The organism is Martelella alba, from assembly GCF_005217455.1.
Lineage (GTDB): Bacteria > Pseudomonadota > Gammaproteobacteria > Enterobacterales > Enterobacteriaceae > Acerihabitans.
In genome coordinates, this window is record NZ_SZPQ01000016.1 from 44,427 (window position 1) to 57,898 (window position 13,472).

At 56.9% G+C, this 13,472-nt stretch carries 12 protein-coding genes and 2 tRNA genes; 6 read left to right on the plus strand and 8 right to left on the minus strand.

Going from position 1 to position 13,472, the window contains the following annotated elements; genetic code table 11:
* Positions 1 to 128 precede the first annotated feature (128 nt).
* Positions 129 to 2,045 carry a glycoside hydrolase family 3 protein gene (locus tag FCN80_RS11870; RefSeq protein WP_136990375.1) on the plus strand — a complete coding sequence of 639 codons (1,917 nt, stop codon included), beginning with the start codon at positions 129 to 131 and terminating at the stop codon, positions 2,043 to 2,045.
* 54 nt (positions 2,046 to 2,099) lie between these two features.
* On the opposite strand, the gene rlmM is transcribed toward FCN80_RS11870, so the two are convergent.
* The 4 genes from rlmM to FCN80_RS11890 form a co-directional block, all read right to left on the minus strand.
* Positions 2,100 to 3,200: a 23S rRNA (cytidine(2498)-2'-O)-methyltransferase RlmM gene (gene rlmM, locus FCN80_RS11875; protein ID WP_136990376.1), complete on the minus strand. Its 1,101-nt coding sequence runs from the start codon at positions 3,198 to 3,200 to the stop codon at positions 2,100 to 2,102.
* Positions 3,193 to 3,588, minus strand: a complete 396-nt coding sequence (locus tag FCN80_RS11880) for a DUF423 domain-containing protein (RefSeq protein ID WP_136990377.1) — start codon at positions 3,586 to 3,588, stop codon at positions 3,193 to 3,195. Before FCN80_RS11880 ends, rlmM begins: the two co-directional genes overlap by 8 nt.
* 32 nt (positions 3,589 to 3,620) lie before the next feature.
* Positions 3,621 to 4,559, minus strand: a complete 939-nt coding sequence (locus FCN80_RS11885) for a transcriptional regulator GcvA (protein WP_136990378.1) — start codon at positions 4,557 to 4,559, stop codon at positions 3,621 to 3,623.
* Between the two features lie 389 nt (positions 4,560 to 4,948).
* Positions 4,949 to 5,173, minus strand: a complete 225-nt coding sequence (locus FCN80_RS11890; RefSeq protein ID WP_373880331.1) for a YgdI/YgdR family lipoprotein — start codon at positions 5,171 to 5,173, stop codon at positions 4,949 to 4,951.
* Between the two features lie 189 nt (positions 5,174 to 5,362).
* Between FCN80_RS11890 and csdA the strand changes: the two genes are divergently transcribed.
* Both csdA and csdE read left to right on the plus strand, forming a co-directional pair.
* Positions 5,363 to 6,571 (plus strand): cysteine desulfurase CsdA, encoded by a 1,209-nt coding sequence (gene csdA, locus FCN80_RS11895; RefSeq protein ID WP_136990380.1) that lies wholly within the window; start codon positions 5,363 to 5,365, stop codon positions 6,569 to 6,571.
* A gap of 35 nt (positions 6,572 to 6,606) precedes the next feature.
* Positions 6,607 to 7,062, plus strand: a complete 456-nt coding sequence (gene csdE, locus FCN80_RS11900; RefSeq protein WP_136990381.1) for a cysteine desulfurase sulfur acceptor subunit CsdE — start codon at positions 6,607 to 6,609, stop codon at positions 7,060 to 7,062.
* 65 nt (positions 7,063 to 7,127) lie between these two features.
* On the opposite strand, the gene tcdA is transcribed toward csdE, so the two are convergent.
* Together tcdA and mltA are read right to left on the minus strand one after the other, a co-directional pair.
* Positions 7,128 to 7,955 (minus strand): tRNA cyclic N6-threonylcarbamoyladenosine(37) synthase TcdA, encoded by an 828-nt coding sequence (gene tcdA, locus FCN80_RS11905; protein ID WP_136990382.1) that lies wholly within the window; start codon positions 7,953 to 7,955, stop codon positions 7,128 to 7,130.
* 51 nt (positions 7,956 to 8,006) lie between these two features.
* A complete protein-coding gene (gene mltA, locus FCN80_RS11910; RefSeq protein WP_136990383.1) occupies positions 8,007 to 9,170 on the minus strand; it encodes a murein transglycosylase A in 1,164 nt (387 codons plus the stop codon).
* Between the two features lie 213 nt (positions 9,171 to 9,383).
* Between mltA and FCN80_RS11915 the strand changes: the two genes are divergently transcribed.
* Positions 9,384 to 9,460: transfer RNA gene (locus FCN80_RS11915), tRNA-Met, on the plus strand.
* Between the two features lie 70 nt (positions 9,461 to 9,530).
* Positions 9,531 to 9,607: transfer RNA gene (locus FCN80_RS11920), tRNA-Met, on the plus strand.
* A gap of 115 nt (positions 9,608 to 9,722) precedes the next feature.
* Here FCN80_RS11920 and FCN80_RS11925 read toward each other — a convergent pair.
* Positions 9,723 to 10,403 (minus strand): O-methyltransferase, encoded by a 681-nt coding sequence (locus FCN80_RS11925; RefSeq protein WP_136990384.1) that lies wholly within the window; start codon positions 10,401 to 10,403, stop codon positions 9,723 to 9,725.
* 231 nt (positions 10,404 to 10,634) lie between these two features.
* The gene (gene amiC / locus FCN80_RS11930; protein WP_136990385.1) at positions 10,635 to 11,894 is read right to left on the minus strand and encodes an N-acetylmuramoyl-L-alanine amidase AmiC; all 1,260 of its coding nucleotides are present in this window, start codon (positions 11,892 to 11,894) and stop codon (positions 10,635 to 10,637) included.
* Positions 11,895 to 12,126: 232 nt separating this feature from the next.
* On the opposite strand from amiC, the gene argA reads away from it, so the two are divergent.
* Complete coding sequence (argA, locus tag FCN80_RS11935) at positions 12,127 to 13,455, plus strand: amino-acid N-acetyltransferase (protein WP_136990386.1); 1,329 nt, start codon at positions 12,127 to 12,129, stop codon at positions 13,453 to 13,455.
* Positions 13,456 to 13,472: the final 17 nt, after the last annotated feature.

Here is a 13,472-nt window from a genome sequence, read left to right on the forward strand (position 1 = left end):
GATGTTCAATGGCAAAGAGGGCGGGCCATACTTTTATTACTGACAATATACACTGAATAATTCAGGTTGCATCGCAGCGGCAGTGCAACCATTATTATTCAAAGTGTCTATTTTATAAAGAGACAATTATGATATCTTCAACTTATTCTCGACCTGATAATGAATTTGTTCATATTGACAATCTAATTAAATCAGCGGTAATACCGGTTGCCGACGGCGCCGCTTATCTGGCCCGGCTGGAAAACGTCCGTAATAGCGCGGCTCTGGCCGCCCATATGACCATAAAGGAAAAAATAGGTCAAAAAATCATGTTGGACTTCCGGTTATGGCGCGAATCCGGTGCCGATGACTCCGTCCGGGATATGGAGGCGATAACTGAATCCATTCGGAATATCATTGTCGATTATAACATTGGCGGGATTAAATTATTTTCCAATAATCTGAAAGACAAAAATCAGATCGGTAAACTGACGGCCAGTCTTAAAGAAATCATTATTGCAAAACATATTCCGTTGTTTATCGCCACCGATAACGAAGGGGGTAATGTTTTCCGTTTGCCTCGTCGGGATTTTTTCGCGTTTCCGGGTAATATGGCGCTGGCCGCGGCTTATGATGACAATCGCATCAATAACCTGGCCTACCTGCAAGGCTGTGTCATGGCGCGGGATTTACTTGCCGCGGGAATCAATACCAATTTCGCCCCGGTATTGGACGTCAATAGCCATCAGGATAATCCCGTGATCAATGTCCGCTCCTTCGGTGATCACCCGGCCACGGTGGCCATATTGGGCAGGCAAATGATCAAAGGCTTCGGCGATAACGGGGTGATAAGCGTTGCCAAGCATTTTCCCGGCCACGGCAATACGGAAATCGACTCGCACCTCGGTCTGCCTGTGGTAAACCGCAACCGCCAGGACGCGGAGGCCATTGATTTGGCGCCTTACCGTCGGGCCATTGAGGCCGGCGACGCGCCGGATATGATCATGACCGCCCATATTCAATATCCCGCACTGGATGACAGTCTCATCAGAACCCGCGATGGCGAGGACATTGTCATACCGGCCACTTTGTCCGGCAAAATTCAAACCGATCTTTTGCGCAATGAGTTGAAATATACCGGCGTAACCATTACCGATGCGCTGGATATGGGCGCCATCAGCGAGAAATTCGATATAGACCAGGTCATGGAACAACTTTTCAACGCCGGCGTCGATATTGCGCTGATGCCGGTGAGCCTGCGTTCGCCGGATGACCGACACAAACTGGAACGCCTGATCGATACCCTGGCTCAGAAAATCAGCGCCGGCGTTATTGACGAAAACACCGTTAGCGCGTCGGTAGGCAGGATCCTGAGTCTTAAGGCACGGCGACTGGGCGGCCCGCCGCCGGACAATCCGGCCGTTGACGCCAGCCTGGGCAGGCGGTTGGAGAAATACATCGCCGATCATTCCGTGACATTATTGAAAAACAGCGGCGCCATCTTGCCTCTGGTGAAAAAAGACATTCCGTTATATCTACTTATGCCCTGGAATGAACAGGGCGAAGCACTGCAAAACGTCTTAACGGCCAACGGTTTTTCTGCGGTTCGCCGCGGCAGGACAGACGACGTTCCCTGGCAGACGCAGCAACGGGAAATCGAACATTGCGCAATGTTGATCATCGGTAGCCTGTCAATGCGGGCCAGCCCGGTTGAGAGCAATGCGGCGACCGACCAGACCCATACCCGGACATTGACCGCGGATCAGGCCATCCAGCGCGCTATCGCCTACGCCCGGAGGCAGCGAAAGAAAATCGTCTTCCTGTCGCTGCGGGCGCCTTATGATGTCGTCAATTACCTTGATTCGGTGGATGCGGTGCTGGCGACCTATTCCTATTACGGTGAGGAAAATGGCGAAATACGCGGCTGTTCGCTGCATTCAGCCGCGGAAATCATTGCCGGCAAGTTACCGCCGCGCGGTCAATTGCCGGTTGATATTTACAATATCGATGCCCAAGGACATGCCGCCCAGCTCAGATTTGCCCGCGGCTTTGGTCTGGCCTGCTGACAGGATTCCCCCACGACAGGGCGCCGCATTGGCTTGCGCGGGTCGAACGACCGGTTACCGCTCATCGCGACGGCCCGGCACGGCGCTCCAGAACCGGCGGATGTGCACTGTGATTTCCTCGCGATCATGGTAAAGCTGTTTGGCGTGGACTTCGGCGTAAACCTGATTCGCGTTTAAACTGTCGCGGATCAGGTCCAGATTGCGGCGGACTTCCTCATAGCGCTTTTTCATGGGCAGCTTCAGGTTGATGATGGCTTCACGGCACCATCCCCGGGTCAGCCAATCGGCGGCCAGTTGCGCCACCCTGGCCGGTTTTTCCACCATATCGCAGACCAGCCAGTAGATGTTATTACGGGGCGGTTGGAATTTAAAACCATCGACCGGATGGTGGGTCACCTGACCGGTGGCCATCAGGCTTTCGGCCATCGTACCGTTATCCACCGCATGCACCATCATGCTGCGCTTGACCAATTGATATGTCCAGCCGCCGGGGCAGGCGCCCAGATCCACCGCATACATGCCGCTGGCAAGGCGCTCGTCCCATTCGTCGGCGGGAATGAAGACATGGAAAGCCTCCTCCAGTTTCAGCGTCGAACGGCTAGGGGCGTCCGCCGGAAATTTCAGTCGGGGGATACCCATGTACCAGGGCGAATTGTTGTTACTGTAAGAATATCCCACATAGCAGCAACCCGGCGCGATAAAGAAGACATGGATGACCGGGCGATGGGGTTTTTCCTGCGGCGTAAGCAATTTATCGACCCGCAGCGCGGCCCGCAGCGGTACGGTGAATTTGCGGCAGAACGTCATCAGTTCCTTGCCTTCATTGGTATCCGGCACTTCCACCCGCAGTTCCCCCGCCCCCGGCGCCACGCCGGCCAGCATTCCGGCAATGGGGGTAATGCGATCGTCCGGCGGCAAATCCTTTAACAGATCGCCGGCGGCCAACATTTGCCGGGCGAATATCAATTCAGCGAAAGGCAGTTCGCGTAAAAGCCGGTCGGTGTCCTCGCGCTGGTAGCATTCGAAAACCACATAACCGCTGCCGTCCTTGACGCGGGGAAAACCGAAAATATCAAGCGCGGCGGCGCGCTCGACGATTTCCGCCGCGCATTCTTTTTCAAAGCCCAAGCGGCAGTACAAGATAATTTTATTCACGGCGCGCCGCCTTCCTTTTCAGGCGCAAGGCGCCGATAAGCATCAAAATCCATCCGGCCAGGAAGCAGGTTCCGCCGATAGGCGTCACGAAAACCCACAGATGCAGCTGGGACAACGCCAGGCAATACAGGCTACCGCTAAACAACACAATCCCTATCGCCAGCAACACGCCGCTCCAGTAAAACCACAGACTGGCATGGTGCCGCATATTGACGCTGAGCGCCATAATGGCCAGGGTATGGAAAGCCTGATACTGTAATCCGGTATGTATCCACGACATTTCCAGTTCGCCCAGCGTCCGGCTTAACACATGCGCGCCAAAAGCGCCGAAGGCGACATAGCATAATCCGCTGAGGGCGGCGAAAATCAACATTGAGCGACTCAACATCTCATCATCCTGAAGGCAACGTTTTGGGTGATTTATTCGGATTCCACCGGGTGGCTGTTGTTGTACCGAACCCGGAATTTCTCCTGTTCGCTGGCGGCGCGCCCGATGATCCATTGACGAAAGGCGGCTATTTTACCCACTTCCGCCTGACTGTCATGGCATACCAGGTAAAAAGCGTTCCTGCTCGCCAGCACATCGTTGAAAGGACAAACCAACCGGCCCGCCTCGATTTCCGTCTGCGCCATGACATTGTTGGCCAGCGCGACGCCTTGTCCGTGGATGGCGGCCTGCAACACCATGGCGCTGTGGCTGAAAATCGGCCCTTGCTGGACATTAATCTGATTTAGGCCCAATTGCCGGGTATAAGCCTGCCAATCCCGCCGCGAGGCGTCATGCAGCAACGTATGGTAAATCAGATCCGCCGGTGTTTTCAGGGGGTGGGAACCGTTGAGCAATGCCGGCGCGCAGACGGGCAGCAGATACTCGGCGTACAGTTTTTCCACCTTCAGGCCGGGCCAGTTGCCGCGGCCGTAAAATATGGCGACATCCACATCGTCCGCCAGTTTGTCTTCTTCCCGGTCCACCGCCTGGATCAGCACATCAATGCCCGGCCAGGCGGCATTGAAACTCGACAGCCGCGGCACCAGCCATTGTATGGCGAAACTGGGCAGCAGACTGACCGTCAGCGCGCCCTTGGCGCTGCGGGATTGCAATCTCCGGGTCGCGTCGGCCAGCGCCGAAAAAATTTCCTTGATATCGAGATAGTAATCCTGCCCCTCTTCGGTCAGCAATAAAGACCGGTTTCTGCGGCGAAACAGTTTCAGCCCGAGGAAATCCTCCAGCGATTTGATTTGGTGGCTTACCGCGGCCTGGGTGACGAACAGTTCTTCCGCCGCCTTGGTAAAACTCAAATGGCGCGCTGCCGCGTCGAACACCCGGAGAGCATTGAGCGGGGGTAATCGTTTAGACATGTCTGCGATACGTGATGGATACCGGTAACAGGCTGAAAGCGCCAACCGCGTTCAGCCATTAGTTTTTTTTATCCGAGCTATTATAAATTGTCCGTTGTGGATGCACCAGCAAATACCTATAGTGGCGCTGTCGGCAGGCCGGAACGAAAAGACGCCCCGGATAGCGATATTCAGGATGCCTTTTGGCTTGTTGTGTGATGTTGTGTTTGCATCTTTGGTCTGGTTTTCAGACCCTGTTTCTACCCTGTGGGGTAGATTTCCCGTTTGGTTTTACTGTACATTTCCCTGTCTGTCCATAGTGAATATGTAGCACCGCGAGAGCGGTGCTTTTTTACGGCGCATCCCGTCCAAGATTCACCGCGCCTGGTCGGCGTATCGCTGGAGCCGGATTATTGCGCTTCCATCATTTCTTTTACGTCCGAGCGATTGATCTGCTGCTCAGTGCCGTTGGCGTCCTTATAGCTTATCATACCGGTTTCATCATCTACCTTGGGCTTGCCGTCGGTCACGATGGTGCGACCGTCATTGGTATGCATGACATAATTGCTGGAACATGCGCTTAGGGTAAATGCAAACAGGAAAACAGATATGGCTGCGGCTATGTTCTTCATCATTCACTCCTCGCGGATTGACATTGATTACGTGGATTAATAGGTAAGCAGGTTATTTTTCTTACCTTATGTTGAAAAGCATAACAAGCAATCGCTGGTTTTCCACAAAACGGGATTAAATTCTGTTACATCTCCGGGCCATAGGGCAATAATAGGAGAAGTCTGTAGTCAATTGGAGACGGGAAGCGAGGTATGGGCGATTTTGATTTTCATAAGTTTCGTGAATATTTTCCGGCGTTGTGCGATGAAGTGGCCTACCTGGACAGCGCCGCCACCGCGTTGAAACCGCTCGCAGTGCTTGAGGCAACCGAGGCGTTTTATCGGCGCGAGCGGGGCAACGTACATCGCAGTCTTTATCCGGATGCGGTATCGCTCACCACCCGCTACGAGCAGGCCCGTCAACAAACGGCGGACTGGCTGAACGCCGGCTGCGCCGACAGCATTGTCTGGACGCGGGGCGCCACCGAGGCCATTAATCTGGTGGCCCAAAGCTACGCCCGTCCCCGCCTGGCGCCGGGAGACGAGATTATCGTTAGCGAAGCGGAGCATCATGCCAACCTGGTGCCCTGGCTCATGGTGGCGCGACAGACCGGGGCGCGCGTCGTCAGATGGCCGGTGGGCGCCGGTTTTCTCCCGGAAACCGAATCGCTGGCGCCCTTGCTCAATGAAAGGACCCGGCTGGTGGCCATCACGCAGATGTCCAATGTCACGGGCGGCTGTCCGGATATCACGGCCGTTACCCATTTGGTTCGCCGGCTCTCAAGGGCGGTCATTATGCTGGACGGCGCGCAGGGCGTGGCGCATCGGCCGCCGGACGTGCAAGCGGACGATATCGACTTTTACGCCTTTTCCGGCCATAAGCTGTACGGGCCGACCGGTATCGGCGTACTCTATGGCAAACCGCAGTTGCTGACGGAGATGCCGCCCTGGCAGGGGGGCGGAAAAATGCTGGAACGGGTTGATTTTTCGGGCTTCACGCCGCTGACGGGACCCCAGCGTTTTGAGGCAGGCACGCCCAATATCGCCGGCGCGGTGGGGCTGGGCGCCGCGTTGCGCTGGCTGTCCTCCCAGGATATCGTCGCGGCGGAGCGCTACAGTGTCGCCTTGGCGGACTTGGCCGAACGGCGTTTATCGGCGCTGCCGGGGTTTTGTTCCTTCCGCTGCGCCGGTTCCAGCCTGCTGTCGTTTGTCTTCGCCGGCGTTCATCATCAAGACGTCGCCGCCATCCTGGCGCAAAGCGGCATCGCCCTGCGCGCCGGCCAGCACTGCGCCCAGCCGCTGATGGCGGCGCTGGGCGTCGCCGGCACGCTACGCGCCTCTTTCGCGCCGTACAATTCCGTGGCCGAGGTGGAGCGGTTGGCGGCGGCGGCTGAGAAGGCATTGTGTTTATTGAGGGATTGACCGGTTAGCCGGCGGGCCCCACGGGAATATCCGACATGACAGAAGATTTTCAGGCCGGCCGGCATCCGTTCGGCCGGGACATTACCCGCGACGATCTGTTGCGGCGCTTCGCCGAATGTCGGCAATGGGAAGATCGTTTGCGTCAGGTGATTGCTTTGGCCAAAGCCCTGCCGCCGCTACCCGAGGCATTGAAAACCGACAAAACCGCCCTATCCGGTTGTGAAAATCGCGTCTGGCTCGGCTATCAGCCGGAGACGGACGGCACGCTTCATTTTTTCGCCGATAGCGACGGGCGCATCGTTAAGGGATTGCTGGCCGTGATATTGACCGGCGTGGAGGGGAAAACCCCGGCGCAACTCAAAGCGCAGGATCCACTGGGGCTGTTTGATGATCTGGGGCTAAGAGAGGAATTGAGCGTCAGCCGGGCGGCCGGGTTGAACGCCATCGCCGAACGGATCCGCGCCATCGCCCTACGGCAATGGGGAAATTGACGGCGTGGGCCGCCAACGAGGATGCGGGACGCCGCCGATGGCGTTTACAGGCGCCGCGTTGAATATCAGGCGGCGCTTTGCCGTTCGGCCTGCTGCCGGGCGGCTTTGGCCAGCATTTTTTTCAGCGCGTGGGAAACGGCGATAAAACCGAAACTGGCGGTCACCATGGTCGCGGCGCCGAAACCCGAAGCGCAATCCATGCGTTTCGGCCCTTGCGCGGTGGACGGCGAAGCGCAAACCGAACCATCCGGCTGCGGGTATACCAGTTGCTCGGTGGAAAAAACACAGTCAATGCCCAGCTTGCCCTTGCTGTTTTTCACCAGGTTGTAATCATGCTTTAAGCGCTCACGCAACTTGGCCGCCAGCGGATCCTGAATGGTTTTAGCCAGATCAGCCACACCGATTCGGGTGGGGTCAATTTGCCCGCCGGCGCCGCCGACGGTCACCACGGGTATTTTGTATCGCCGGCAATAAGCCAGTAAAGCGGCTTTGGGCCGCACGCTGTCGATGGCGTCAATGACGTAGTCAAAACCCCCGCCCAGCAGCGCGGCCACGTTATCGGCGGTGATGAAATCATCAACGCAGGTGACCCGGCATTCGGGATTGATGGCGGCGATGCGCGCCGCCATGACGTCTATCTTGGGATGTCCCACCTCGTCGCGCAACGCATGAATCTGTCGATTGGTATTTGTCAGACACACATCGTCCATATCAATCAGGGTTATCGCGCCGATACCCGTGCGCGCCAACGCTTCCGCCGCCCAGGAGCCCACGCCGCCGATACCGATGACGCAGACCTGGGCGCGGGAAAAAATGTCCAGCGCCTGCCGGCCGTATAACCGGGCGGTACCGCCGAACCGTTGCAAATAGCCTTCCGAATACTGCCCGTTCATAAACCTAAAACCTCGGTTGTCAATGCCCACGCTGCGTTTTGCCTGGTCCGCTCAATTATTGTAGCTGACCTGTACCGTGTTAACCGGCCTGTCCTGTTCGGTGCGATTGCCGGCAAACAGCGGTTGCGCGCCGCCCGGATCACGCTTGAGCACCCAAACCCGACCGTAATGATTGTAAAATCCGGCGGCCTGACCCGCCTGCGGGCCGATACCCTGATAGATATCGAAATGCTGCCCCTTAATGGCGCCGCCCACATCCAGGGCTATCATCAACCGCAACTCGTATTGGCCGGTGAATTTGCCATTATTATCCAGCAGGGGGACTTCGGCCAGCAAGGTCGTCCCGGCGGGGATCAGGGAGCGATCCGAGGCCACGGCGGCCTTGGCGATCAGCGGCACGGCGATGGCGCCTTTTACCGGGGCGAACGGTACCGGTTTGAAAAAAACGTATGACGGGTTTTGTTCCAACAGTTCCCGTACTTCAGCCTCGCTATGCTGGGCGGCCCATTGGCGGATCGCCTGCATCGACATGTCCTGGCGGGCGACTTCGCCGCGATCGATCAAGATTTTACCAATACTGCGATAGGCATGGCCGTTGTTGCCGCCATAACCGAAGAACACCAGCGGACGGCCGTCGCCGTAATCCACATAACCGCTGCCCTGCACTTCCATCAGGAAATTGTCCAACAGCGAATTGCTATAAGCGATAGGCTGGACGCGACCGTTAAGCGCGCCCGCGTAGATCGCCGCGCGATCAGGCAGGCGCCGCCGGTAACCGCGGGGCGGGACGCCGTACAGCGGATAGCGGAACTCACCCTGGGAGGTATAGCGCGCCTCGATCACCGGGGTGTAGTAGCCCGTGAACTGCACATTGCCGAAATGATCCACGCCTTCCATCTGATAGGCACGAATGCCGAACTGGGCCAATTGCCGGGTATCGCCGCCCGCCTCCACCCAACGTTCAACGGCTTCATAGTCGGCAAAATTGCGGTTATACAATCCGGCCGAGGAGGATTGGGTTTCCAATACCTGATCGACATAATCCCGGGCGTTGACCGGTTTGCCCTTGGCGTTGGGCTCATTGACCAGCCCGAGCGGCGTTTCGAGACGACCATCGATATATTGTTGTCCGCGATCAGTGGGTCGGGACGAACAGCCGGCCAGAATGGCGATAACCAGGCCCACCACCAGACCGCTTAGCCAATGCTTGTTCATATTATTCTCATAGCAAATCGATACCTTGTTCCAACGGCGAAAGATAGCAAACACACACCGAGAGTTAAATGCATTAGTGTAAAAAGAACAGAGAGATATGGCTATTAAACCAGCAAAAAATCGTGCATTTAAACAAAAATCATAATTCCCGTCGATAAATCGCAAAAAGAGGTTGCAACGGGAGCCATGCGGTGTATAGTGCGCATCCACGGACGCGGGGTGGAGCAGCCTGGTAGCTCGTCGGGCTCATAACCCGAAGGTCGTCGGTTCAAATCCGGCCCCCGCAACCAATCGCATCGGAATTAACTCACAAACAGTTCTCAATGCCGCCTGATCTGCTCACAGACGGTGTTAATCGGACGCGGGGTGGAGCAGCCTGGTAGCTCGTCGGGCTCATAACCCGAAGGTCGTCGGTTCAAATCCGGCCCCCGCAACCAATCCCTTTCATTCATCTGGTTTAAACACAAACGCATCCGCCTTTATCGCGGTAGACGAAATTCCTTAAACGCTTAGTTGTTCGAGCCTGGTGGGCGAAACGCCACCATCAGCCTGCTAGTCAATCACCACCGCCAGCGCAAAGCCATCCCAGCCCTTCTCGCCCACGGTTTGTATAGCGGTGGCCTGCAAACGGGGTTCGCCGGCGATCATCTCCAGAAACTCGCGGACGCCGCGGACGCTGGCATCCGTCGACGCCGGATCGATAACGCCGCCGCCCCTGACCACATTGTCGCCGATGATGACGGTACCGGGCCGGGACAAGGTAAGCGCCCAGCGTAGATAATGCGGATTATTCGGCTTATCGGCATCGATAAATATCAGATCATACCTGCCGGCAAGGGTGGGCAGCACATCCAGCGCCTCTCCTTCGTGCACGGCCACGCGTTCGGCAAGCCCTGCGCGGGCGATATTCTCCCTGGCGACGTCGGCATGGGCCGCATTGGCCTCAATGGTGTCCAGGCTGCCTTCCGGCGGCAACGCCCGCGCCATCCAAATCGTGCTATAGCCGCCAAGAGTACCGATTTCCAGGACGCGTTCGGCCTTGACCATGCGCACAAACAGCGCCAATAGCTGGCCTTGGGCGGCGGATACATCCTGCGTCGGAAGTCCGGCCGCCTGATTATTTTGCAAAGCGGCATCCAGCGCGGCATCGGAGGGCGCCAGCAGATTGGCGAAATAGGCATCGACCGCCGACCAACGTTCGGCATCCGCCGAAGGGTAATCCGGAGTACGCATTCACTTATCCTTCAATCGAATGATGAGCGCCTAGCTTAAAAGATATTTCGCCCGACGGCAAAACCCACGATAAATCCACCGCCCCGCACGACCGGCGACCCGATGAACGGCGCGACCTCATAGGGATAAACGGCGTATGACGTCATACCGGCATTAACGGCGCGCCGACGGCAGCGGGTTTTCGCCGGTGCCAGGCCGGCATTGCCGCTGTGACCCCGCTTCGGCGTTTGTTTATCGATGCGCCAGTTGCGCGCCGGCGGCGATATAATCTTTGATGCCGCTCAGAATCGATTGCGCCACTTGTCGCTGATACCGCGCGGTACGCAAGCGCTGTTCCTCCGCGACATTGCTGATGAACCCCGTTTCCACCAGAATCGAGGGGATATCTGGCGCCTTGAGTACCGCGAAACCCGCCTGGTCCACCGTATTTTTATGCAAATGGGCGATTTTACCCATCCGGGCGAGCACCTGCCGGCCGAATTTGAGACTGTCATTAATGGTCGCCGTCTGCACCAAATCAAAAAGCGTATGATCAAGATAGCGATCGCCGCTTTTCCCAACGCCGCCGATCTCGTCGGCGGCATTTTGCGTATGCGCCAGAAAGCGGGCGGCGGCGCTGGTGGCGCCTTTGGTGGACAAGGCAAAAACCGACGCGCCGCGGGCCGCGCGGCTGGTGAATGCATCGGCATGAATGGACACGAACAGGTCGGCCCGTTGCTTACGCGCTTTGGCGACCCGGACCTTCAGCGGAATAAACACGTCCTCATCGCGCGTCATAAACGCCCGCATATTGGCTTCCCGATCAATCAGCGTCCGGAGGTGGCGCGCAATCTTTAGCACAATGTCCTTTTCATGGGTGCGCGCTTTGCCGGTCGCGCCCGGATCTTCCCCGCCATGCCCCGGATCGAGCATGATCACCACCGGCCTATCGCGCCCCGCCCTACCCGCCCGGGGCGCCTGTGCCTCCGGCGGCAGATTGCGCGCCAAATTTCCCTGATTGTAATCTTCCAGCAATGCCAGTAGCGGATCATCCTGTATGGCGGACCTGCTGCCGGCGCGAGGATAGAGATCCACCACCAGACGATGCTGGAAACCAGCCACCGGCGGCAAAGTCAGAAAGCGCGGCGCCACCTGCTGTTTAAGTTCAACCACCAGCCGGACTGTCTTAGGATCGAACTGCCCGGCCCTGACCCGGTTGATATAGGGATCGTGGTCCCTGACCAGTTGACTGGCGCCGCGCATGACCGCGTTCAACTGCATACCGTCGATATCCAGCACCAGCCGGTCGGGATTGGCGAGCAGGAAATGGCGGTATTGCAAGGCGGTCCGGGATTCAAGCGTGATACGCGTATAGCTCGCCGCCGGCCATATGCGCACGGCGACCATTACAGGCGCGGCGGCGAAACCGATTGGACTGAGACTGACTAAACAGGCGGTCATCGCCCCTTTTAACAGCAGCCGTCGATGCGACGAAAAATCAAAATCGGACATGTCCCCCCGGTCGACTTTGCTATTATGATGATTATCCAAGCTTTTTTTATGATGACGAAAACTTTACCCAATCCTGTATTTCCTGTCACCCCTAAAAGCTTCTATGCTTATGCCGCGAGGGTTTATTTTCCTTTCTTTACAATCGCGCAAGAAAGAAAAGTGACTTGCCTTCATCGCATTATTAGCATAAAAATACACGAAATCAGAATAAACATTCACTGAGGGTTGGTCCGTGAAGGAACGTAGTACAGAACTGGTTCAGGGTTTTCGCCACTCGGTTCCCTATATCAACGCGCATCGTGGCAAGACCTTTGTCATTATGCTGGGCGGCGAAGCCATTGAGCATGACAATTTCGTCAATATCGTTAATGATATCGGCCTCCTTCACAGTCTAGGCATCCGTCTGGTGCTGGTATACGGCGCAAGGCCGCAAATCGACGCCAATCTGGCCGCGCATAATCTGGAGCCGGTCTATCACAAACATACCCGGGTCACCGACGCCAAGACCCTGGAACTGGTCAAACAGGCCGCCGGCCTGCTGCAACTCGATATCACCGCGCGCCTGTCCATGAGCCTGAACAATACGCCGTTACAAGGGGCGCATATCAATGTGGTCAGCGGCAATTTTATCATCGCGCAACCGCTCGGAGTGGACGACGGGGTGGACTATTGCCACAGCGGGCGGATCCGCCGCATTGACGACGAGGCCATCCACCGGCAATTGGACAGCAACGCCATCGTTTTGCTCGGGCCAGTGGCGGTTTCGGTCACCGGCGAAAGCTTCAACTTGACCGCCGAGGAAGTGGCCACCCAATTGGCCATCAAGTTGCGGGCGGAAAAGATGATTGGTTTCTGTTCTTCCCAAGGGGTGATGGACAACGAAGGAAACATTGTTTCCGAATTGTTTCCCAATGATGCGCAGCAGCGGGTGGAGGCCTTGGAGAAAAAGGGTGATTACCATTCCGGTACGGTGCGTTTTTTGCGCGGCGCGGTAAAAGCCTGCCGCAGCGGCGTTCGTCGTTGTCATCTGATCAGTTATCAGGATGACGGCGCCCTGTTGCAGGAGTTGTTCTCCCGCGAAGGGATAGGCACCCAAATTGTGATGGAAAGCGCCGAGCAAATCCGCCGGGCAACCATCAACGACATCGGCGGGATCCTGGAATTGATCCGTCCGCTGGAGCAGCAGGGAATTCTGGTTCGCCGTTCCCGCGAGCAGTTGGAAATGGAAATCGACAAATTCACCATCATTGAGCGGGATAATCTGACTATCGCCTGCGCCGCTCTTTATCCTTTCCTGGATGAGCAGGTCGGCGAAATGGCCTGCGTGGCGGTGCATCCCGACTATCGTAGTTCCTCACGGGGAGAGCTGTTGCTGCAACGCATTGCCCAGCAGGCGCGCCAGATGGGGTTAAAAAAGCTGTTTGTGCTGACCACGCGCAGTATCCACTGGTTCCAGGAACGGGGTTTCGTCCCGGCGGAAGTGGAGGAATTGCCCGCGCAAAAACAAGCGCTCTACAATTATCACCGTCGTTCCAAAATTCTGGTCGCGGACCTGGCCTGATAGTTCTTCCGCGTCGC

What these genes read in the sequence shown, in the direction of transcription:
- FCN80_RS11870 (WP_136990375.1), top strand. Translation starts at nt 129, where the DNA reads ATGATATCTTCAACTTATTCTCGACCTGATAATGAATTTGTTCATATT.
- FCN80_RS11880 (WP_136990377.1), bottom strand. Translation starts at nt 3,588, where the DNA reads ATGTTGAGTCGCTCAATGTTGATTTTCGCCGCCCTCAGCGGATTATGC.
- FCN80_RS11885 (WP_136990378.1), bottom strand. Translation starts at nt 4,559, where the DNA reads ATGTCTAAACGATTACCCCCGCTCAATGCTCTCCGGGTGTTCGACGCG.
- FCN80_RS11890 (WP_373880331.1), bottom strand. Translation starts at nt 5,173, where the DNA reads ATGATGAAGAACATAGCCGCAGCCATATCTGTTTTCCTGTTTGCATTT.
- csdA (WP_136990380.1), top strand. Translation starts at nt 5,363, where the DNA reads ATGGGCGATTTTGATTTTCATAAGTTTCGTGAATATTTTCCGGCGTTG.
- csdE (WP_136990381.1), top strand. Translation starts at nt 6,607, where the DNA reads ATGACAGAAGATTTTCAGGCCGGCCGGCATCCGTTCGGCCGGGACATT.
- tcdA (WP_136990382.1), bottom strand. Translation starts at nt 7,955, where the DNA reads ATGAACGGGCAGTATTCGGAAGGCTATTTGCAACGGTTCGGCGGTACC.
- mltA (WP_136990383.1), bottom strand. Translation starts at nt 9,170, where the DNA reads ATGAACAAGCATTGGCTAAGCGGTCTGGTGGTGGGCCTGGTTATCGCC.
- FCN80_RS11925 (WP_136990384.1), bottom strand. Translation starts at nt 10,403, where the DNA reads ATGCGTACTCCGGATTACCCTTCGGCGGATGCCGAACGTTGGTCGGCG.
- amiC (WP_136990385.1), bottom strand. Translation starts at nt 11,894, where the DNA reads ATGTCCGATTTTGATTTTTCGTCGCATCGACGGCTGCTGTTAAAAGGG.